At 40.3% G+C, this 20,603-nt stretch carries 17 protein-coding genes; 7 read left to right on the top strand and 10 right to left on the bottom strand.

The annotated features are described in order from the left end of the window. Window positions 1–121: 121 nt before the first annotated feature. Window positions 122–1,066 carry a dihydrodipicolinate synthase family protein gene (locus SOI76_RS13865; protein WP_000050876.1) on the bottom strand — a complete coding sequence of 315 codons (945 nt, stop codon included), beginning with the start codon at window positions 1,064–1,066 and terminating at the stop codon, window positions 122–124. A 187-nt stretch (window positions 1,067–1,253) separates the two neighbouring features. Here SOI76_RS13865 and cynR point away from each other — a divergent pair, with 187 nt between their 5' ends. Continuing rightward, window positions 1,254–2,144: a LysR family transcriptional regulator gene (gene cynR / locus SOI76_RS13860; protein ID WP_104079297.1), complete on the top strand. Its 891-nt coding sequence runs from the start codon at window positions 1,254–1,256 to the stop codon at window positions 2,142–2,144. Window positions 2,145–2,157: 13 nt separating this feature from the next. Here cynR and SOI76_RS13855 read toward each other — a convergent pair whose 3' ends face one another. Then, window positions 2,158–2,433, bottom strand: coding sequence for a hypothetical protein (locus tag SOI76_RS13855; protein WP_104079298.1), 276 nt, complete (start codon window positions 2,431–2,433; stop codon window positions 2,158–2,160). A gap of 321 nt (window positions 2,434–2,754) precedes the next feature. Here SOI76_RS13855 and SOI76_RS13850 point away from each other — a divergent pair, with 321 nt between their 5' ends. Together SOI76_RS13850 and SOI76_RS13845 are read left to right on the top strand one after the other, a co-directional pair. Further along, window positions 2,755–3,462: a YoaK family protein gene (locus SOI76_RS13850; RefSeq protein WP_104079299.1), complete on the top strand. Its 708-nt coding sequence runs from the start codon at window positions 2,755–2,757 to the stop codon at window positions 3,460–3,462. A gap of 148 nt (window positions 3,463–3,610) precedes the next feature. Then, window positions 3,611–5,524: an esterase/lipase family protein gene (locus tag SOI76_RS13845; protein ID WP_205668388.1), complete on the top strand. Its 1,914-nt coding sequence runs from the start codon at window positions 3,611–3,613 to the stop codon at window positions 5,522–5,524. 55 nt (window positions 5,525–5,579) lie between these two features. Here the strand turns inward: SOI76_RS13845 and arcD are convergent, their stop codons facing one another. From arcD to betI, 7 genes are all read right to left on the bottom strand, one after another. Then, window positions 5,580–6,914 carry a basic amino acid/polyamine antiporter gene (gene arcD / locus SOI76_RS13840; RefSeq protein ID WP_104079300.1) on the bottom strand — a complete coding sequence of 445 codons (1,335 nt, stop codon included), beginning with the start codon at window positions 6,912–6,914 and terminating at the stop codon, window positions 5,580–5,582. 5 nt (window positions 6,915–6,919) lie between these two features. Then, window positions 6,920–7,798 carry a homocysteine S-methyltransferase family protein gene (locus SOI76_RS13835; protein WP_104079301.1) on the bottom strand — a complete coding sequence of 293 codons (879 nt, stop codon included), beginning with the start codon at window positions 7,796–7,798 and terminating at the stop codon, window positions 6,920–6,922. Window positions 7,799–8,014: 216 nt separating this feature from the next. Beyond that, on the bottom strand, window positions 8,015–8,485 hold the full coding sequence (locus SOI76_RS13830; protein ID WP_104079302.1) for a hypothetical protein: 471 nt from the start codon (window positions 8,483–8,485) through the stop codon (window positions 8,015–8,017). Between the two features lie 91 nt (window positions 8,486–8,576). After that, window positions 8,577–10,217 (bottom strand): malate dehydrogenase (quinone), encoded by a 1,641-nt coding sequence (gene mqo / locus SOI76_RS13825; protein WP_104079303.1) that lies wholly within the window; start codon window positions 10,215–10,217, stop codon window positions 8,577–8,579. A gap of 510 nt (window positions 10,218–10,727) precedes the next feature. Further along, window positions 10,728–12,386 (bottom strand): choline dehydrogenase, encoded by a 1,659-nt coding sequence (gene betA / locus SOI76_RS13820; RefSeq protein ID WP_104079304.1) that lies wholly within the window; start codon window positions 12,384–12,386, stop codon window positions 10,728–10,730. Between the two features lie 95 nt (window positions 12,387–12,481). Next, window positions 12,482–13,954, bottom strand: a complete 1,473-nt coding sequence (gene betB, locus SOI76_RS13815; RefSeq protein WP_104079305.1) for a betaine-aldehyde dehydrogenase — start codon at window positions 13,952–13,954, stop codon at window positions 12,482–12,484. Continuing rightward, on the bottom strand, window positions 13,947–14,570 hold the full coding sequence (gene betI / locus SOI76_RS13810) for a transcriptional regulator BetI (protein WP_005070763.1): 624 nt from the start codon (window positions 14,568–14,570) through the stop codon (window positions 13,947–13,949). The genes betB and betI overlap by 8 nt, the downstream gene beginning before the upstream one ends. Window positions 14,571–14,834: 264 nt before the next feature. On the opposite strand from betI, the gene SOI76_RS13805 reads away from it, so the two are divergent. The 4 genes from SOI76_RS13805 to vdlD all read left to right on the top strand — a co-directional run bounded on the left by SOI76_RS13805 (window position 14,835) and on the right by vdlD (window position 20,039). After that, window positions 14,835–16,457, top strand: coding sequence for a BCCT family transporter (locus SOI76_RS13805; protein ID WP_104079306.1), 1,623 nt, complete (start codon window positions 14,835–14,837; stop codon window positions 16,455–16,457). A 120-nt stretch (window positions 16,458–16,577) separates the two neighbouring features. Then, entirely contained in the window at window positions 16,578–18,644 is a 2,067-nt protein-coding gene (locus SOI76_RS13800) for a choline transporter (protein WP_104079307.1), read from the top strand. An 11-nt stretch (window positions 18,645–18,655) separates the two neighbouring features. Then, the gene (locus SOI76_RS13795; RefSeq protein WP_032055111.1) at window positions 18,656–19,270 is read left to right on the top strand and encodes a MarC family protein; all 615 of its coding nucleotides are present in this window, start codon (window positions 18,656–18,658) and stop codon (window positions 19,268–19,270) included. A gap of 253 nt (window positions 19,271–19,523) precedes the next feature. After that, a complete protein-coding gene (gene vdlD / locus SOI76_RS13790; RefSeq protein WP_016141949.1) occupies window positions 19,524–20,039 on the top strand; it encodes an acyl-CoA thioesterase in 516 nt (171 codons plus the stop codon). A 130-nt stretch (window positions 20,040–20,169) separates the two neighbouring features. Here the strand turns inward: vdlD and SOI76_RS13785 are convergent, their stop codons facing one another. Beyond that, complete coding sequence (locus SOI76_RS13785) at window positions 20,170–20,370, bottom strand: hypothetical protein (RefSeq protein ID WP_000761577.1); 201 nt, start codon at window positions 20,368–20,370, stop codon at window positions 20,170–20,172. Between the last annotated feature and the right edge of the window lie 233 nt (window positions 20,371–20,603).

Below are 20,603 nucleotides of genomic sequence, written 5' to 3'. Positions count from 1 at the left end.
ACTACCTGTTCACCACAGTTTGCATGCTTTTTATTATTGTTTTTAAGAGACATGCCCGATGTTTGGCCTCAGGCAGCGTACAGGAAAAAAAGGCTAGCGTACATGCTAGCCCGAATAGAATTTAAGCAACGGCTTGGGTTAAATCGACCTTGCCAATTCCGGCTTGACGCATTGCATCATGAATTTCTTGCTCAGCACCATCTGCCAGTGGAAGCAGAGGCGAACGCACAGTGGCATGGTCCAAAATTCCGCGAGCAACCAATGCATGTTTAAGCGCAACTGTGCCTTCCATGTGTGAGCCGCGGTGATAAACGTTGCGAGTCACTGGTAATAGTTGATCGTGAATCGCACGTGCTTTAGCATAATCTTTGGCTTTGCCTGCTTTAATCATTTCAATCAACAGTTCAGGGGCAATGTTGCCATAGCCAACCAATGCACCGTCTACATCAAACATGGTGTGAAGCAAATATTCATCGTGGCACGTCAATACCTGTAAGTCTGGACGTTCACGGCGAATAATTGGAATTTCGACATCCCAGCGGCGCATGTTACGCACACCATTTTTCATGGCAAATACACCTGGCTGTGCAGAAATATCGAGTAGGGTGTCTAGGTCGTAAGTGGCCTTCGTTGCATCTGGATATTGGAATAAAATAGATGGCAAACCACTTTCTTCATAAATCGCTTTATAGCGGTCTTGTGGTGCGCCTTTTTGATAGCCAAAACGCAACCAGCCATGTGAAGGGTAAATCAAACCTGCCGAAGCACCCGCACTCACTGCACGTTTTGCTTCTTCTGCTGCAACCGAAGTACCTTCGAGTGTAATCCCTGCAATAACCGGAATTTTGTCATCTACCGATTTAACAAAGCTTTCGATGACCTGCATTTGTTCTTTTTGCGACAAGAATGTTCCTTCACCTGCATGCCCAAGAACAACCAAGCCTTTCACACCATCAATACTGCCTAACCATGAACCTAAACGTTGAATTGCATTATGGTCTACTTGTCCGTCACGGGTAAAAGGAGTCACAGGTGCTGGGGTTAATCCACGTAAATCTAAACTCATAATCGTACTTCCTATACAGTGTAATTAAATATTCTCTGGTTCTTAATCTGACTTAAATCGTGTTGTAGAGAACATGATTGGAGTATAGAAATAGGTGAGCTATGTAGGAATTACCAATTCTTGAATTTCAGTTATACTGAAAATGTATGGCTCAAAATGCTGCCTATTTACGATTTAGGAAGAATCGATGAATTATGAATTATGGAAAATATTTTTAGACGCGGTGGAACTCGGTAGCTTAAGCAAAGTCGCCATGCTGCATAACACCAACCAACCGCAAATCAGTCGGCAAATGAACGAGCTTGAAGCACAGTGTGGCGGACGTTTATTTAACCGAACTGGACGTGGCGTAGAACTCACCGATTTAGGCCAGCATTTACTTCCTAAAATTCGTTCATGGCTGAACGTGACCGACCAACTTAATAATGAAATTTTGCACTCGACCGATACACCGATTGGTACGGTTCGCATTGCTAGTTTGCCGTCTACTTCACATCCGTTGTTATCGACCCTCTATAAAGTGCTTCAACAAAAATATCCCTTAATTAAACTCTCGGTGCGTGAAGGGCAAGGGGTGCATTTAGAAAAATGGCTTGAAGATGGCAGCGTCGATTTAGCCATACTTTATAGGTTTAACCCGACACCTAAACAGGGTGATGTTTACCTTACCGAAGCTGATACTTATTTGGTCGGTTGTGAAGGCGATGCACTCACTCAGGCCAATGAAGTCGACTTTAAAGAAGTAAGTCAGTTACCGCTGGTCACGTTTTGCAGGCCAAGTAACTGGCGCAATTTTTTAGACCACATGGCTTATGAAAATGGGGTAGAGCTGAACATTGTGTTTGAGGCTGACTCGATTAGTTTACAAACCCATTTGGTTGCCGAATCTCGCATGTATACCATGCTGGGGCCGCAAGCGTTAAAGAAGGCCAGCCAATACACCTCAATTCAAGCCGCAAAAATTATTAACCCCGCGCTAAAGCGCTATATTTCTTTATCTATTTCTAAGCATGGCTATTTAACGCCTGCGTGTAAGGCGGTGATGGAAGAAATTAGAAATCTTGCTGATTTGCTTTAATGTACTGGTAAAGTTAAGAACGGCACTGTTGCATGGTACGACGCATGGTTTTTACAAAGTCACGCGGTACCTCAGGACTTTGTAAACTTAAATTTCCAAGTTTATTCATAAATTTAGGTGAGTATTGACGTTCTAAACGATGATAAATGCATGTACAGCTTGCACGGCTGTGACCAGCAGCAATACATTTCAGATAGAAATCACGATGAGGACTGTTTTTTTGACCTGCAAAAGCAATAGATACAAATAATAATCCCCCTAAAAAAACTAAATAATTATGAAGTGACATATTCCTTCTCGTCGTTGTTGTTTTTCATTATCCATATCTTGGCATAACTTTTTCATATTCAAAATCAGTTGATAACAACTTGCGGCTTCATCATAGTTAGAACAGTTTTAGAGGTCAAATTGATTTAAGGATGAGAACAGTTTAGTGTTTTAAAAATAGACAATTTTGATTGTTGCCATTTTAAAGACAGTGTTACGACATTACGCACCCTATTTTTTTACATAGTTTTTTGCTTTCATAAACGCTTTAGTATTATTCATTTTTAAATCATTTATATACAACTTAATTGCTTTAAAGTTTTAATTTAACAGGATATTTTATATGACAGATACCCCAATTAAAAAAGACACAGAAAGTACCTGGGCAATATGTCGAGATCCTGTTTTACTCACCATGGTGGGTGGGGCAATTGATACTATTGGCTTTATTGCATTGTTTGGCTTTTTCACCGCGCATGTGACGGGAAACTTAGTGTTGGCAGGGGCAGCATGGGTTAAAGGTGGCTCTGGTTTATGGATCAAGCTCGCAGCAATTCCACTATTTATTTTGACCGTTGTTATTACCAAACTATTAATTGACCGCAGTCAGGTCAAACACAAAACGCTGTCTTATTTATTTTTATTTGAAGCTATTTTTCTATGTGCCTTTATGGTGGCAGGGCTTTATTTCGAACCATTTAAAAATCCAGATGCACTAACAGTTGCAGTAACGGGTGGGCTAGGTTTAATTGCTTTGGCTATTCGTAATACTTCAAGCAAAACCCTTATTAAAAATATTAGCCCAAGCACCATGATGACAGGCAACACTACCCAGCTTGGGATTGATATTGCCAACTTACTTAAAAACAATAATGCAGCTAATCGGGCAAGTTTTCTAAAAAGTGCCAGTATTGTAATTGGCTTTGTAATTGGCGCTTTCTTAGGAGCGATCCTCTATGTCTATTTTGATTTCTGGAGTGTAGCGCCGTTTATCTTACCAATTTTGTATTTCTCTTATTTAGCTTCACAGCAAAAGTTTAACCAAGCTTGATTTGAAAAATAACAAATTAGCCTGAATTAAAATGAGTTCAGGCTTTTTTTCGTAATAAAGGAAGACGAAAGCAGAGTCGAAATTGTTCGTTCACTGCTTTACAGGCATAATGACCAGATGGGGAATACATTCGATTAAGGAAGGCAGAATGACAAAGTCTTACCATTATTCAATCATAACAATAATGGCTTTGCTCAGTGGTTGTCAGGTCATTCATTTAAAAGAAAGTAATTTAAGCAATGCTTTAAAAAGTAAGAATGAAAGTATTCTGACCGACGGCACCTTAAGTCATCAAACCCAAAACTTACTGTATTTGGTCAAAGAAGATGAAAAAACTTGCCTACAAAATTTTGATGATTGTTTAAATAAGGTTCAGAGCCTGTCCGAAAATAGCAGCCGAGAAGAACGCTATGCTGCGCTGAGTGAAATTTACTTGGCAAAAGCTTTAGATATCGGGCGTAGTAGCCAGTGTAATGTCATTAATAAAAGTAACAGTTGCGTTGAGCAAGAGTTAGCGCTGTTCGATAAAAGCTTGCGCTATAGTTATGTCTATTTATTTGACTCTGAAGAGTCGCCTTTCGATCGGGTGTTTGACCATCGCCAAAATCAGGTACGTATTTTTTATAACGTCGCCTTGTCGAAGCTCATGACCACGTATTTTAATCATTTAAATACGCATCGCTTTCCGCCATTGCTGAAAGCAGATGGGCATGAGTACCATGTCAATTTTGACCACGCGTTAGATGTACAAAAAATTGAAGTCGATACTTTTCGCTCCAGCTATAACATGAACTTTTCTGGTTTTAATACCGTTAACCGTAAGGATGGTTTGGGGGCAGAGTTTATTGTTGGGCGTAAAGAAAATGATGTGAATCACGGCTTCATTTTAGACCCCGATAATTTTTATGCTCATCAAGCCAATCCTAATATTCATTTACCACGCTTCTTTCCAGCCACTGCCATTGCATACCCAAAACAAAAAGCCACAGCCGATCAGGTCATTGCTGGGGCAGAGTTAGAAATTGCGATGTTCGATCCATATCGACAAGACCGTGTAAAAATTGAAGGAGTGGATTATCCACTGACTGCAAACTATTCGGCACCTTATGGGCTGTGGTTATCGAAATATAATTTAGGTGCAGCAGGTTATTGGTCTTTAATTAATAAAGAAGCCAATTTAATCATGCCGCATTTATATATGCTGGAACCCTTTAACCCGAATAAGAAAATTATTGTGTTTGTTCATGGTTTAGCAAGTAGCCCTGAGGCGTGGGTGAGCCTAACCAATGACATTATGGGCGATGCCGAATTAAGGAAAAGCTATCAGGTTTGGCAGGTGTTTTATTCAACTAATATGCCGATTTTTGAAAGTCGTTTTCAGATTTATTCATTGTTGAATCAGGCTTTTCAAAACGTTGCCAAAGACAGCTATGCTGCACATGATGCAGTGCTAGTCGGACATAGTATGGGCGGCGTAATTAGCCGTTTACTGGTGAGTAATGCCGATATTTCAGAGCAAGCCATGCAAAAAATGAATGAAGCGCAGTTAAACCGTTTAAAAGAAAATCCTGTTATTCGTGAGCGTTTTCAGTTCAAGGCTTTGCCATATTTTAATCGAGTTGTTTTTGTTTCGGCACCGCATCATGGCACAGACTACGCTGACCGATGGTTTACTCAAATTGCCCGCCGTATCATTCGTTTGCCCGCTGATTTTTTTATTGCGGTCGAAATGAGAGATGAGAAAAATACCAAACTCAGAAAAGGCTTAATTGAAAATGGGGCAAGTAATTTAAGCCGTTCTTCCAACTTTATGCAGTTGACTCAAGCTATTCAACCATCGCCACAAGTGGTTTATCACTCGATTATGGGCAATATTAATGGGACAACTAATAAGTTAAAAAGCAGTGATGGAATTGTGCCTTATCAAAGTTCGCATTTGGGTGGGGAGCAGTCGGAGTTGATCATTAAAGGTGGGCATTCGATTCAAACTAGCCCAGAGGCAATTTTAGAATTACGCCGTATTTTACGATTGCATTTAAAGCAGTCACAGCCTTCAAAATAGAGAGTTTTATTCTTAGAAAACCACTGCTGAACTAAGTCAACAGTGGTTGAAATGATTAATTAAGCTGATTTTGTTTGAGCGATTTTTTATGCTCAAAGTAGCTGATTGAAAAAATGACCAAGCCGACCAAATACAAAACACCAGACAAAAGCAGTAAGTCTAAACCTGCCGCATAGAGTAACCAAAGCGCATAGATTGAAGCGACACTTGCAATCGCAATATGCGGTGTGCGTTTATGGCGAATAGATTCTTTAAGATAAAAAGCCGACACCAGAAAATAAGGTAGCAAAATCATGACCGATGAAATCAATAAAAGCTGAGTGTAATTTTTATTGAAAAAATACACGGCAATGAGTGAGCCCTGCACCACAAGCGTTGTCAGCCAAAGGGATGAAATCGGCACATTATTTTGATTATTTTTTAAAAATAATTTCGGGAAAGCACCATTTTTTGCAGCCAGAAATGGAATTTCAGTGGCAAATAAAGTCCAACTTAAATAAGAGGATGCAACCGAAATAATCAGTCCAATGGTAATAATGATGGTACCCGGCAAACCGATCAGTTGCTGTAAAATGGTCGCCATAGATGGGTTATGCATGCCTGCAAGCGCTTCACGACTCACCACGCCATAAGCCAATACTGTCACCATGATGTAAAAAATTAACGCTAGTAACACGCCCAAAATAGTTGCTTTACCAATATCATGACGTTTTTTCGCACGCGATGATAAAACCACAGCACCTTCAATACCGGTAAATACCCACAGGGTAATGAGCATCAGGTCTTTCACTTGCTGCCAAAGTGGAACTTTTAAAGAGAAGTCATTTAAGTTGAGTTTGAACAAATCAAACTTAAAGGCAATAAATGTAAAGAAGATGAAAACCACCATTGGAATGATTTTGGCAATGGTTGCCAGTAAATTCACAATCGCCGCTTCTTTAATGCCTCGACTTACTAACCAGTGTACCAGCCATACAAAAATGCTTGAGCCAATCAGCGAGTAAAGCGTATTACCTTCACCAAAAATAATATGGTCTTTGCTGTCGGTAAACATGCCGACGCCTGAAAAGGCAATCACCACATAACCCACAATACCAATGGTAGTACACAACCAATAACCCCACGCCGAGCAAAACCCGATGAGGTCTCCAAAGCCTTCGCGTGCATAGTTATAAATACCGCCATCTAGATCTGGTCGTTGACGGGTTAAATGCAACAATGAAAGAGCCAAGAAAATAATGCCGACCCCAGTAATGAGCCATGCAACTAGAAGAGCAGAACCATTGGCAACCTGAGCCATATTTTGGGGGAGGCTAAAGACACCTGACCCCACCATAGAACTAAAGACCAGCGCTGTAAGAGACAATAATCCGATTTTGGCAGCAGACATGGTATTTATTCTTTAAAAAATTGAGAAAGTTCAGCAATGTGTTCTGGCCCGATACCACAGCAACCGCCCACTAAACTTGCACCTGCTTGCTGCCATTGTTTAGCAAAACCAAGATAAGCTGGAGCATCTAAGTCTTTACGAATTTCATCGAGACCATCGTTGGCGGTAGCGCTTTCATCTTGCGGTGGGAAAGCATTGGCATAAGCACCAATTTGTACCGACTCAGGAATAAGTCCTTTAATTTCATTAATTGCTTGCAAGATCACTTCAGGTTGGCAACAGTTAAACAACACTGCTTTGGCATTGGATTGTTTGACGAAAGCAGCCACTTGTTGCATATTTTCGCCTGAACGGAGTAGCGCTTGTTCTTGTTTAATCTCATCTTGCAGCGTAAATGACACCCAATAGTCTTTACCATCTTGTGGTAATAACGCATGTACTGTTTCAACTTCTTTTAAGCAAGATTGGGTTTCAGCGAGCCAAAAATCTACTTCCGGTGCCAATGTGTTAATGATGGGCTCAGCTAGGTTTTTAGCCTGTTCAGGTTGGAACAGGTCTGCACGGTAAGAACCAAATAACGGGGGTAAGCAGCCTGCAATTTTGATATTTTTGCCGCTTTCTTTAACCGCATTTTTTGCCTGTTCAATTGCAACTTTAATTAAACGCACGCCGTCAGTTTCAAAGCGTTCTTGACCAATATGAAACGGCACAACAGCGTAGTTATTAGTCGTAATGACTTCTGAACCAGCGTTAATAAAATCGAGATGTACCTCTTTTACTGTTTCTGGTGCTTCAATGAGTGCAAGTGCAGACCACTCTGGTTGACGAAACGGAGCGCCACGACGGGCCAATTCACGGCCTAAACCGCCATCTAAAATTTTCATAAATTACAACATAAAGGGAGAAAAATAATTCAGCTAATCTAGCGTGTAGATGAATCGTGTTCAATCGCGAATATGCTCGATATATTTCTAAATAAATTAGATTGTTATGAATAATTTTTCTTAGGAGGAATTCTGTAGACGATGTTCAGTTTTACTGATGAATTTCACGTGAAAAAGATGAGGTATTTATTTGAACATATTGAATAAAAAATGATCTTATAACGCGCCAAATTGCTGCCAACTTTCACCTGTGTGCTGAGTTTGATAATAGGCTTGAAGTTGTTCAAGCTGGGTAAAGTGTATGCCTGACCAAATCAATAAACTGATGAATAATAAAAGCTTACATAACCTCCGAGTCTTTTTCTGAGAAATAAAAGCAAGCACAGCAAAAAACAGCGCAGGTAAAAATATAAAGAACTGAACAGGGGAGAAAAATAAATGAGCAGTGCTGAAATATAACGCGACTGCACTGATGGGCAGATTTAAAACTGAACATAGTTTTTGATATTTGCCGAGCTTAAAAGAGTAGGCAGTTATGGCAAGTAACAAGGCTGAGCTGACATAAATAGCTGTACCGCCAATCATCCACACATAAAACCCGCTTAACAAAAGATAAGCCAGCAGTAAAACAAGCACGAGCTTAAAACCAAATGACAAGAGGCGAGATGATGAGTTTAAAGGCGTCATAGCGAATCTAAATATCTCAAGTGAAGGCTTAAAAAACAAAAGGACGAATCGAAATTCATCCTTTTGGTATTTTACTTATACATCGTCAAACTTAGTTTGCTTTTGCAACTGGGGCAGCAGCAGTTTCATCGTTTGCAGCTTTGAACGGAGATGTATAGTTCAAGCCAAGCGTAGAACTTGTGTACTGACGAACTTTGTCGAGTAACACAGGATCTTTGCTCAAGTCTTGCTTATAAGACACTACAATTTCATGAAGCTTTTGATTCCACTTACCTTCAGTTTGCTGAGGGAAAGCTTTTTCAAGCAAGTTAAGCATGATGTATGGAGAAGTCGAAGCACCAGGCGACGCACCTAACAATGCAGTTACAGCACCATCTTTAGACGCAAAGATTTCTGTACCGAATTGAAGTGTTGCTGGTTTACCCGGTTCTTTTTTGATGATCTGAACACGTTGACCACCTTGGCTTAAACGCCAGTCTTCAGCTTTCGCATCTGGGTAGTATTTACGAAGTTCATTGAGACGGTCTTCATCTGACATCATCACTTGGCTCACCAAGTATTTAACAAGATCAAGGTTTTCCAAGCCAACAGTGGTCATTGGTAAAACGTTGCTTTTGTTTGTTGATGCAAGCAAGTCAAGCTGAGAACCATTTTTCAGGAACTTGTTTGAATACGTTGCAAATGGTCCAAACAATACATATTTTTTACCGTCGATATAACGTGTATCAATATGTGGTACAGACATTGGAGGCGCACCAAGTTCAGCACGGCCATACACTTTCGCTGTATGTTCTGCAGTAATTTTTGGATTGTCAGTAATTAAGAACTCACCACCAACAGGGAAGCCAGCATATTGTTTCGCTTCTGGTAAACCAGTAAGTTGCAATAATTTAACTGCTGCACCACCTGCACCGATAAATACAAAACGTGTTTTAACGTGATCTACTTTACCAGTTTTCAAATTTTTGAAAGCCACCGTCCAAGTTTTGTCATCATTTTGGCTGATGCCAGTCACTTCAGTTGAAGTCTGTAATTTGAAATTAGGATTTTGATTTAAATGACTCACTAATTGTTTAGTGATTGAACCATAGTTCACGTCAGAGCCAACATCCATACGAGTTGCTGCAACTTTTTGACTAGGGTCACGGTCATTCATGACTAAAGGTGCCCATTGTTTAATTACAGCTGGGTCTTCAGTAAATTTCATGCCTTTGAACAGCGGACTTTGGATCATGGCAGCATAACGTTTTTCTAAGAATTGAACGTTATCGCCCCAAACGAAAGCAATGTGCGGAACTGGGTTAATGAATGTTTTTGGTTCAGCTAAAACACCTTGTTTTACCTGATGTGACCAGAACTGTTTAGCAACTTCAAATTGAGAAGCAACTTTTTCAGCTTTGGCAATTTCCATCTTACCGTTTTTCTCTTCGGTATAGTTCATTTCCATAAAGCCAGAGTGGCCTGTTCCGGCATTGTTAAAGCCGTTTGAACTTTCTTGAGCAACTTGATCAAGACGCTCAAACATACGAATTTGCCAGTTTGGTTCAAGCTCAGTGAAATAAGTACCGAGAGTGGCACTCATGATGCCGCCGCCAACAAGAACAGCATCAACAACTGGCTCATCTTTTGCAGTTTCTACTTGTTTTGACGCAGTTGGTCTAAACAAGAAAACAATACCTGCAATTAAAATAAGAATGATTAATACCAGAAGGTATTTCAAAAACTTTTTCATGTAAGGGGGACCTTAAAATAAGTTATTTGAGTCACTTAAGGTGTGAGGAAACCTAGACAGCGTATCCAGACAAAATGGATATAAATGCGAAAGTGAATTCTCAAAATTCGAGAACTTCGAAAAAAATAAAAATGACTGGGCATTATCGCAAACACACCATATTTTAGACTAATTTTGCATTGACAAGACAATTTTTATAATAAATGTGGTTCATCAAAATCATAAATATGATTTATATTTAACCAAATTGAGTTTTAATAAGATAATTTTAAGTTAGATGTTTTTATTTAAGCATTTGAAAGTAAAACAATAATTATAATTTGATTAAAGTTAAATCACTTGAGGGAAATTTGCCTATAAAAATAGATTAATTTTTATTACATGCCATATTTATGTAAACAAGCTGCTCATAAATGCTTATTTTCTGTCATACATCGTTCTTATTAATATTGGCTCTATAGATTTAAATTAAGGGCATATTTCTGTATAAGAAATATGCCCTGAATGGTTTTATGATGCTACATAGAACGGTGCAGTTGAACGTGGTAACGCTTCACGTCCACGAATCTGGTCTGCAATTTTCTCGGCAATCATAATGGTGGTTGCGTTTAAGTTACCGGTAATAATGAGCGGCATGATAGAGGCATCGACAACACGTAAACCATGCATACCGTGTACGCGACCTTGACCATCTACAACAGCCATTTCATCTTCGCCCATCTTACAGCTACAAGACGGATGGTAAGCGGTTTCTGCATGGTTACGAACAAAGTCGTCAAGCTCTGCGTCAGATTGTAGATGTTTACCTGGGCTAATTTCTTCACCACGATAAGGGTCAAGTGCAGGTTGCTGCATGATTTCACGAGTGATACGAATTGCATCACGGAACTCACGCCAGTCTTGCTCAGTCGACATGTAGTTAAACAAGATACTTGGATGCTCAAATGGATCTTTTGATTTAAGTTTGATACGACCGCGTGAAGGCGAACGCATTGAACCAACGTGAGCTTGGAAGCCATGTTCTTTTACTGCATTACTACCGTTGTAGTTAATGGCAACCGGCAAGAAATGGTACTGGATATTTGGCCATTTGAACTCATCCGAACTACGGATAAATCCGCCTGCTTCAAACTGGTTGCTTGCGCCAATACCCGTACCGTTAAACAACCACTCAGCACCAATTGCAGGTTGGTTATACCATTTCAAGGCAGGGTATAAAGAAACGGGTTGCTTACATTTATACTGTAAATACATTTCCAAGTGGTCTTGCAGGTTTTCACCTACACCTGGCAAATCATGAACCACATCAATGTCCATTGATTTTAAGAAGGTACTTTGACCCACACCTGAACGCTGTAAAATTTGTGGTGACGCAATTGCGCCTGCGCATAACAAGACTTCGCGTTTAACCAATGCACGTTGCAAGTTGTTTTGGTCAGCACCAATAATGTATTCAACACCAATGGCTTGCTTTTGATTAAACAAGATTTTATTGGTTGTGGCGTGAGTCAGAATGGTCAGGTTTGGACGACCTTTTGCCATATCCAAATAACCACGTGCAGTGCTTGAGCGACGACCTTTAGGTGTAACCGTGCGGTCCATTGGACCAAAGCCTTCTTGTTGGTAACCGTTTAAGTCATCAGTACGTGGGTAACCTGCTTGTACACCAGCTTCAACCATGGCATGGAACAACACATTGTTGCCATTTTTAGGAGTAGCAACGGACACAGGACCATTGCCGCCATGGTAGTCATTTTCACCAATATCACGAGTTTCGGCTTTTTTGTAGTAAGGCAAACAGTCGGCATAAGACCAGTTTTCAAGGCCTTTATGGGTTGCCCATTGTTCTAAATCCATTGCGTTACCGCGGATATAGCACATACCATTAATTAAAGATGAGCCACCTAAGCCTTTACCACGACCACATTCCATACGACGGTTGTTCATGTGTGGCTCTGGGTCAGTTAAATAAGCCCAGTTATAGCGACGACCTTGAAGAGGGTAGGCCAAAGCTGCCGGCATTTGTGTACGGAAATCCAAGCGATAATCTGGTCCACCCGCTTCTAATAATAAAACGGTGGTATCTTTGTCTTCAGTAAGACGCGCAGCGAGTACATTTCCGGCAGATCCTGCGCCAATAATAATGTAATCATATTCTTTAATATTCATAACTATCCTTTTTTTACTAACAGTTTGCCTGAGCAATCTATAAAGACTGCTCGGCATATGTGATTTAGGTTGAAGTGTTTAGAGCAATTGAGGCATTAAAAAATGCTTTGATAATCGCCAAGTTCAACTTGAATAGATTTGATACGGGTATAGTGCCCAAGCGTGGTTAAGCCATTTTCGCGGCCTACACCAGATTGTTTATAGCCACCAACTGGCATCTCGGCAGGCGATTCACCCCAAGTGTTAATCCAGCAAATACCGGCTTCAATTTGGTGAATAATGCGATGAGCACGGCTGATGTCTTGAGTAACAACGCCGGCAGCTAGACCAAAGGTCGTGTCGTTAGCACGACGGATGACTTCTTCTTCAGTTTCATAGCTTAAGATGCTCATGACAGGTCCAAAAATTTCTTCTTGAACAATAGCCATCTGGTCAGTGCAGTCGCTAAATACTGTCGGTAGTACATAAGCGCCTTTGGCAAGTTCGCCTTCGGTCGCACGACCACCACCAATTAACACTTTAGCGCCTTGTTGTTTGCCTGACTCAATGAAGGACAACACTTTTTCCATATGAGGGAAGCTAGTGAGCGGACCGAAGTTTGTGTCTTCAGTCATTGGATCGCCAATGTGAATACGTTTTACACGCTCTACAACAGCTTTTTCAAAGTCAGCTAAAAGTGATTTTGGAACAAATACGCGTGTACCGTTAGTACATACCTGACCTGAGCTAAAGAAGTTCGCCATGACTGCAATATCTGCTGCACGGTTCAGGTCGGCATCTTCACAAATAATCAGTGGAGATTTACCACCGAGTTCCATGGTCACTTCTTTTAGCGTAGAGCCAGCAGCACTTGCCATGACTTTTTTGCCAGTTTCCACACCACCAGTGAATGAGATTTTTTCAATCACGGGATGTTCAGTGAGCCATTGGCCAATTTCACGGCCAGCACCTTGCACCACGTTAAATACGCCGTCTGGTAGGCCAGCTTCTGTATAGATTTCTGCAAGTTTAAATGCAGTAAGTGGAGTGGTTTCGCTTGGTTTGAAAATCATGGCATTACCCGCAGCAAGGGCAGGGGCAGATTTCCATAAAGCGATTTGAATTGGATAGTTCCAAGCACCAATACCAGCAACTACGCCTAAAGGTTCACGGCGTGTATAAAAGAAACTTGATTCGCGAAGTGGAACTTGTTCACCTTGAATAGCTGTTGCAAGTCCTGCGTAGTATTCGAGTACATCTGCGCCAGTCACAATATCGACTGTAGATGTTTCGCTAAAAGCTTTACCTGTGTCGAGTGTTTCAAGACGGGCAAGCTCATCATTACGTTCACGAAGAATGTCGACAGCACGACGTAAAATACGTGAACGTTCCATGGCAGTCATGGCAGCCCAGATTTTTTGTCCTTGTTGGGCACTTTGTACAGCAGCTTCAATATCTTGTTCAGAAGCTTGCTGAAGAATCGCGATTGTCTCGCCGTTGGCGGGGTTAATACTATTAAATGTTTTACCACTGGTTGCTTTAACGTAGCGTCCATGGATATACAATTGATGAACTTGTACATCACTCATTTTGTCTCTCCTGCAAAGGCTTGTTCGCAAATTGCAATTGCGTTTGTACATAATCGTAAGCAATGGAACGAGCAAGGTTGCTGTCAAATTCGTTATGACGGCTTAAACTGCCTCGTAACCATAATCCATCAATCAATGCTGCCAAACCTCTAGCGGCAACACTGGCCTGTTGTTCATCCATTAACTTAAGAAAATAAAATTTCAAGTTGGAGTACAGGCGTTGATCATTAATCTTTTGTAAGCGGCTTAAGTCTGGTACATGCATACTTGCTGACCAAAAGTCCAACCAGACCCGCATTGCTTTTTCATTGACCTGACTAATGTCAAAGTTAGAGTCGATAATGGCCTTAATCTGGCTCTCTGGATGCGAATCTGCTTCTGCTCTGTACTGTTCGGTTTTACGACGCAGAACATTTAACATTTCTTGCATGCAGGTATTTATCAACCCTTGTTTGTCGCCAAAATAATGGCTAACAATGCCGGTCGACAGCTCGGCTTTTTTTGCAATTTGTGCAATGGTGGTATTGGATAACCCCACTTCATAAATTACGTCGAGTGCAGCGTTCATGATTTCTTCACGTCGCACATGTTCTGGTTTTACTCTGCGTTTTGTCATGGTTGTCCACATCAGCACTTTTAGTGGTGCTTAAAATTCAACATGTTAACTTGCAGAGCATCATAGCACTTTTTTATCATACTTGTTATTGATTGAACGTTCAATCAATAACAAGTATGATATGTAAAAATCAATGAATTTTTGAACAAGCTTCTAAAAATAAAGAGGTGAAATCAAAGGTTCTTAAGGATAGGATGATGCGCATAAGTACATTACTTATCACGTTATTTTGAGAAAAATACACCGATTGCAAGGAGCAATAAGATGGTGTTGAAAAGTGATGGATATTCTTCAGACCATATTCGGTTAAATCGTTTCGTATTTTGGAGTTCAGCCATCAGTATTGGCATTTTTGGCCTACTTTTTGTGCTGTTTCCAGAAAAAAGTCAGTTTTGGTTGACCTATGTACAAGAGCAAGTAAATCACTTTTTCGGGTGGTATTACATGCTAGTTATTGTGCTCTGTCTGGGCTTTGTCGCTTGGCTCGCTTTTTCAAAAGTAGGGCAGATTCCTTTAGGTAAAGATGACGATAAGCCTGAGTTCACTTATCTGGCTTGGACTTCAATGTTGTTCTCAGCAGGGATTGGCATTGCACTACTTTATTATGGTGTGGCCGAACCTGTTGACCATTTTTTAAGACCGCCAGAAGGCGAGGCAGGAACGATTCAGGCAGCCCGTAATGCGATGACTTATAGCTTTTTGCATTGGGGTATTCATGGCTGGGTACTTTATGCATTGCTTGGAGTCACTTTAGGTTACTTTGCTTTTAGACAAAACTTGCCATTAGCACTGCGTTCAGCGCTTTATCCAATTTTTGGAGAGCGAGTGCATGGCTTGGTAGGTGATTTTGTCGATGGCTTTGGAATTTTAGCGACGGTCATTTCTTTGGTGACCAACTTAGGTATTGGTGCTTTGGTATTGGTTTCAGGCATTTGTTATTTACTGCCGCAAATTCCAGATAACTCTGCAACCTTAATTACTGCCGTGCTCATCATGATGTTCGTTGCCACGATTACGACAGTGGTGGGTATTGAAAAAGGCTTGGCATGGTTGTCGCGTATTAATTTACGTTTGCTGTATGCATTACTTTTATTTGTATTTTTAACAGGTCCGACCAATCATTTATTAAATGGTCTTGTACAAAATACGGGCGATTATCTCAATAATTTTATTGGTAAAAGTTTTGATATGTATTTGTACAATCAAAAAGCCAGTGGCTGGTTGGGTTCGTGGACTGTATTTTATTGGGCATGGTGGATTGCTTGGGCGCCTTTTGTCGGCATGTTTATTGCCCGCATTTCAAAAGGACGTACCATTCGTGAAGTAGTATTAGGTGTATGCTTGATTCCACTAGGCTTTACACTGGCTTGGATTTCAGTTTTTGGAAACACTGCAATTTATTTAATCTTGCAGCAAAAACAGAAAGTATTAGGTGATATGGTCTTAACTGATCCAGCATTATCTTTATTTAAATTACTCGAATATCTGCCGTTTAATCCGTACGTTGCGGGTATTGTTGTTGTAATTTGTTTCGTTTTATTTTTGACACCAGTTGGCTCTGGTACACTAATGATCGCTAATTTGTCCTCAAAAGGGGGCACCAATGATAGTGATTCACCGATCTGGTTACGCGTCTTTTGGTCTGTGGTAATTACCATTGTAAGTATTGGCTTACTTTTAGCCGGTAGTTTTAACTCCATGCAAAGTGCTGTGGTGTTATGTGGTTTACCATTTTCAGTCATTATTTTGCTTTATATGTTTGGTTTAGCTAAAGCATTAAAGCAAGATGATTTTGACCCTCAATTAGTGAAAAAACAGTTAGCTGTTTCAAAAGACATTTCAGTCCCATCGAATTGTGACCAGAATAAAGTGACCGAGGTTTTATAACCTCAATCGATCACATCTATATATTATTTTTTGCGTTTAAAGTCGTCTTTTCATTGTTTTAAATAAGAGTGAAAAGACGAAATTAAATATTTTATTTTTATTTTATTCCTTGAGGATTGTATGGCAACAGATAATCCAAGAGCAGTTGATGATTTAACATTATCTAAATCTAAAAAAGACCCGCTCAACCGTGTGGTTTTTTATTTTTCAGCTGTACTTATTTTAATTTTTTCTCTCGTCACATTTTTGTTCAACGATTTTGCAAATCGAGTCATGAATGCTGTGCTTCAGTGGGTAACTTCAACTTTTGGTTGGTATTATCTGCTGGCTGCAACACTATATATGGCCTTCGTGATTTTTATTGCCTGCTCAAGATATGGCAGTATCAAATTAGGCCCTAAGCATTCAAAGCCTGAGTTTAGTTTACTCAGTTGGTCTGCCATGCTGTTCTCGGCGGGTATTGGTATCGACCTCATGTTCTTCTCGGTCGCTGAACCACTATCTCATTACATGCAACCTCCAGTCGGAGCAGGGCAAACCTATGAAGCAGCACGCCAAAGTATGGTTTGGACCTTATTCCACTATGGTTTAACTGGCTGGTGTATGTATGCCTTGATTGGTATGTCATTGGGATACTTTAGCTATCGTTATAATTTGCCACTTACCATTCGTTCTGCACTTTACCCAATTTTCGGGAACAGAATTAATGGGGCAATTGGGCATAGTGTTGATACGGCTGCTGTCATCGGGACAATTTTTGGTATTGCGACGACCTGCGGGATTGGAGTAGTACAGCTGAATTATGGCCTACATGTGTTATTGGGGTTACCAGAAAATATCTGGATGCAATTTATCCTGATTGCTGTTGCAGTGGGTATTAGCGTTATTTCGGTGACATCTGGGGTCAATAAAGGCCTGCGGATTTTATCTGAAATCAATATTTATGTTTCAGTCGGGTTATTGCTGTTTATTTTATTCTTGGGAAATACCGAGTTTTTACTCAACGCCCTTGTCCAAAATATTGGTGACTATTTAACCCGTTTCCCTGCTTTAGCATTACAAAGTTTTGCTTTTGAACAGCCTAAAGAATGGATGAGTAGTTGGACTTTCTTCTTCTGGGCGTGGTGGATTGCTTGGTCTCCATTTGTAGGACTCTTTTTAGCACGTATCTCAAGAGGGCGTACCATTCGTGAGTTTGTATGCGGTACCTTAATTATTCCTCTTCTATTTACACTCACGTGGTTATCTATTTTTGGTAATAGTGCACTGCACAGCGTTATTTTTGAAGGCAACCAAACCTTAGCAGCGACTGTGTTGGCAAATCCGGCTCATGGTTTTTATGACCTGTTAGCACAATATCCGGGCTTTACCTTTATCGCTTCAATTGCCACCGTAACAGGGCTTTTGTTCTACGTGACTTCTGCCGATTCGGGAGCGCTAGTTTTAGGTAACTTCACCACTAAACTCACTAATATTGATAATGATGCTCCACGTTGGTTAAGCGTGTTTTGGGCAATAGCAATTGGTTTGCTCACGCTCGCCATGCTCATGACCAACGGCATTACTGCCTTGCAAAACGCAACTATTATTATGGGATTGCCGTTTAGTTTTGTGATGTTCCTTGTGATGGCAGGGCTTTATAAGTCGCTCAGACTTGAAGATTACAGGCATGCTAGTCTCAGTATGAATGCAGCGCCAGTGGTAGGGAATGTGGATATTCTGAACTGGAAACAGCGTTTAACTCGAGTCATGCATCATCCGGGAACCACTGAAACACAGCGCATGCTAGATACAGTGTGTTTGCCGGCTGTTCAAGCTGTTGCTGATGAGTTGATTAAGCAGGGTATGAATGTGGACGTGCAGCAAACCCCGCTTGAAGATGAAGATACGCTTTACCATCTAGATCTGACTATCCATTTGGAAGAAGAGCAAAACTTTGTTTATCAGATCTGGCCTGTACGCTATAGCGCGCCGAACTTCAGTCAGCGTGTAAAACGTGGCAAACAGTTCTATTTCCGACTTGAAACCTATCTTTATGATGGCTCTCAAGATAACGATCTGGTTGGCTACAGTAAAGAACAGGTGATTAATGATATTTTAGATAAATATGAAAGACATATGACATTCTTACATATTAATCGTATTAGCCCGGGTAACCGTCCATTGTTCCCAGATCCACAAGCTTAAGAGGAAAATGCATGGCTTCTCCTTATCTACATTCTTTTGCTTTATTTTTCTCATTGCTCAATCCATTCTTAATGAGCATTTATATGATTGGCCTGATTCGCCATTCAGAAGCAAAGGTGTTTAATAAAGCACTGATTCAGGGAAGTGTAATTGCTTTTGTCGTGTTTATGCTATTTGCATGGGGCGGCGAAACAATTTTTAGTAAATATCTGAATGTACGTTTTGAAGCCTTTCAGATTTTTGGAGGCCTTATCTTTTTGGTGATTGGCTACCGCTATGTGTTTCAGGGGGCCGATACCATTGGAGAAATGCGTGGTGCTCCAGAACATCTGGCTGGCACCATTGCCATGCCGTTTATGATCGGTCCAGGGACTATTAGCGCTGCGGTAGTCACAGGGATTGAAATGTCAATCGGTGAGGCAGCCCTAGTGATTGCCTTCACTTTATTTTTAACTTGCAGTATTTTGATTTTGATGAAATTTTCACATGATCATTTACGCTATAAACATGCCAAGCATATCGACCGCTATTTTGATATTGTTGGGCGTTTATCTGCTTTATTAATCGGTACGATCGCCATTGATATGATTATTAATGGTGTGACAGGCGTCATCAATAAAGTATAGCAAGTCACTCATAAGAACCTGCTATGTCATTGAACATGGAATAAAATGGCATAGCATCTTCTAAAAAACTCCAGGATAAATAAAACAGCTTTAAAAAAATAACTTTAAAAATAATGTCTTAAAAAATTAAATTTTAAAAAACAATCGAAGATATTAAAAAATACAATGCTATGTTGTGGATTTAAGCATGTTTTTTTTGTGAATTATCAACCATAATGTTAACTGAGCTTGTTTTAAGACCCAGAGTTTAGCTATGCCTACATTAGATGAAATAACCCCAGCAACTGATGACCAGTCTGAATTGACGATGTCAGTTTTGATGACGCCTGATATGGCAAATTTTTCAGGTAATGTTCATGGTGGTACGATTCTAAAACTACTCGACCAAGTCGCTTACGCTTGCGCAAGTCGTTATTCGGGTGGCTATGTGGTGACTTTATCTGTAGATAAGGTAAATTTTAAAGAACCGATTTATGTGGGTGAGCTGGTAACCTTCTTGGCAAGTGTGAATCATGTAGGCCGTACTTCAATGGAAGTAGGCATCCGTGTTGAAGCCCAAAATATTCAGAAGCGTACAGTACGCCATACCAATAGCTGTTATTTCACGATGGTTGCTGTTGATGAACAGGGCAAGCCATGTGAAGTACCTCAATTAAATCTAAATACAGAATGGAAACGTTGTCGCTTTGAAGCAGCTGAGCACCGTAAGGTTTTACGTCTGCAAGAAAACCATAATCCATCTTGTAGCATGTATAAGAAAACTTCTTAAAAAATAGATCGAATTAAAAAAGGACCGAACCGCAGCATGGTTCGATCCTTTCTCTTCTTTACTAAAATTCAGCGTCCATATTTCCTTTCAGTAAAATTATCTCTGAGCTTGGAGGAGAGTGCTGAGAGAATTAACGAGTTGCAGGAGCAGCTTCAGAAGCAGAACCTACAGCATCAGATGCAGCATTTGCAGTGTTTGCTTGTTCTTGAGTTGAAACAACAACTTTTTCTTCACCAGCAGTGTTATGTGCTTGGTCGTGCTTAGAAGCAGCGAAAGTTGAAGCAGCAGTTAAAGCAAGTGTAGTAGCGAGTAAAGTTTTAGCTAATTTCATTTTATGGCATCCTTAAATTTCATTTAAAAATAAATTAAACCTAATCGTTCGTACCTACATGAAACCTGTATGGCTGAATGACTAAGCTAGGACACATGCTAAGCCGAGGTTCAGATTACATCAATTAACTTAACAATCTATTACGCCTATCTTAACAATATGAAATATACGGGTCGTTTATGTGAGTAATCTGTAAAATAAAGGGGCTTAAATACGCCTTAAAATGTGAAAAA

The organism is Acinetobacter pittii (assembly GCF_034064985.1).
GTDB lineage: Bacteria > Pseudomonadota > Gammaproteobacteria > Pseudomonadales > Moraxellaceae > Acinetobacter > Acinetobacter pittii_H.
Note: the sequence above shows the minus strand (reverse complement) of the source record. Positions and strands in the feature narration are given on the sequence as shown.

Bases quoted from the DNA above. Each gene is read 5' to 3' on its own strand.
- SOI76_RS13865 (WP_000050876.1), bottom strand. From the start codon at position 1,066: ATGAGTTTAGATTTACGTGGATTAACCCCAGCACCTGTGACTCCTTTT.
- cynR (WP_104079297.1), top strand. From the start codon at position 1,254: ATGAATTATGAATTATGGAAAATATTTTTAGACGCGGTGGAACTCGGT.
- SOI76_RS13855 (WP_104079298.1), bottom strand. From the start codon at position 2,433: ATGTCACTTCATAATTATTTAGTTTTTTTAGGGGGATTATTATTTGTA.
- SOI76_RS13850 (WP_104079299.1), top strand. From the start codon at position 2,755: ATGACAGATACCCCAATTAAAAAAGACACAGAAAGTACCTGGGCAATA.
- SOI76_RS13845 (WP_205668388.1), top strand. From the start codon at position 3,611: ATGACAAAGTCTTACCATTATTCAATCATAACAATAATGGCTTTGCTC.
- arcD (WP_104079300.1), bottom strand. From the start codon at position 6,914: ATGTCTGCTGCCAAAATCGGATTATTGTCTCTTACAGCGCTGGTCTTT.
- SOI76_RS13835 (WP_104079301.1), bottom strand. From the start codon at position 7,798: ATGAAAATTTTAGATGGCGGTTTAGGCCGTGAATTGGCCCGTCGTGGC.
- SOI76_RS13830 (WP_104079302.1), bottom strand. From the start codon at position 8,485: ATGACGCCTTTAAACTCATCATCTCGCCTCTTGTCATTTGGTTTTAAG.
- mqo (WP_104079303.1), bottom strand. From the start codon at position 10,217: ATGAAAAAGTTTTTGAAATACCTTCTGGTATTAATCATTCTTATTTTA.
- betA (WP_104079304.1), bottom strand. From the start codon at position 12,386: ATGAATATTAAAGAATATGATTACATTATTATTGGCGCAGGATCTGCC.
- betB (WP_104079305.1), bottom strand. From the start codon at position 13,954: ATGAGTGATGTACAAGTTCATCAATTGTATATCCATGGACGCTACGTT.
- betI (WP_005070763.1), bottom strand. From the start codon at position 14,570: ATGACAAAACGCAGAGTAAAACCAGAACATGTGCGACGTGAAGAAATC.
- SOI76_RS13805 (WP_104079306.1), top strand. From the start codon at position 14,835: ATGGTGTTGAAAAGTGATGGATATTCTTCAGACCATATTCGGTTAAAT.
- SOI76_RS13800 (WP_104079307.1), top strand. From the start codon at position 16,578: ATGGCAACAGATAATCCAAGAGCAGTTGATGATTTAACATTATCTAAA.
- SOI76_RS13795 (WP_032055111.1), top strand. From the start codon at position 18,656: ATGGCTTCTCCTTATCTACATTCTTTTGCTTTATTTTTCTCATTGCTC.
- vdlD (WP_016141949.1), top strand. From the start codon at position 19,524: ATGCCTACATTAGATGAAATAACCCCAGCAACTGATGACCAGTCTGAA.
- SOI76_RS13785 (WP_000761577.1), bottom strand. From the start codon at position 20,370: ATGAAATTAGCTAAAACTTTACTCGCTACTACACTTGCTTTAACTGCT.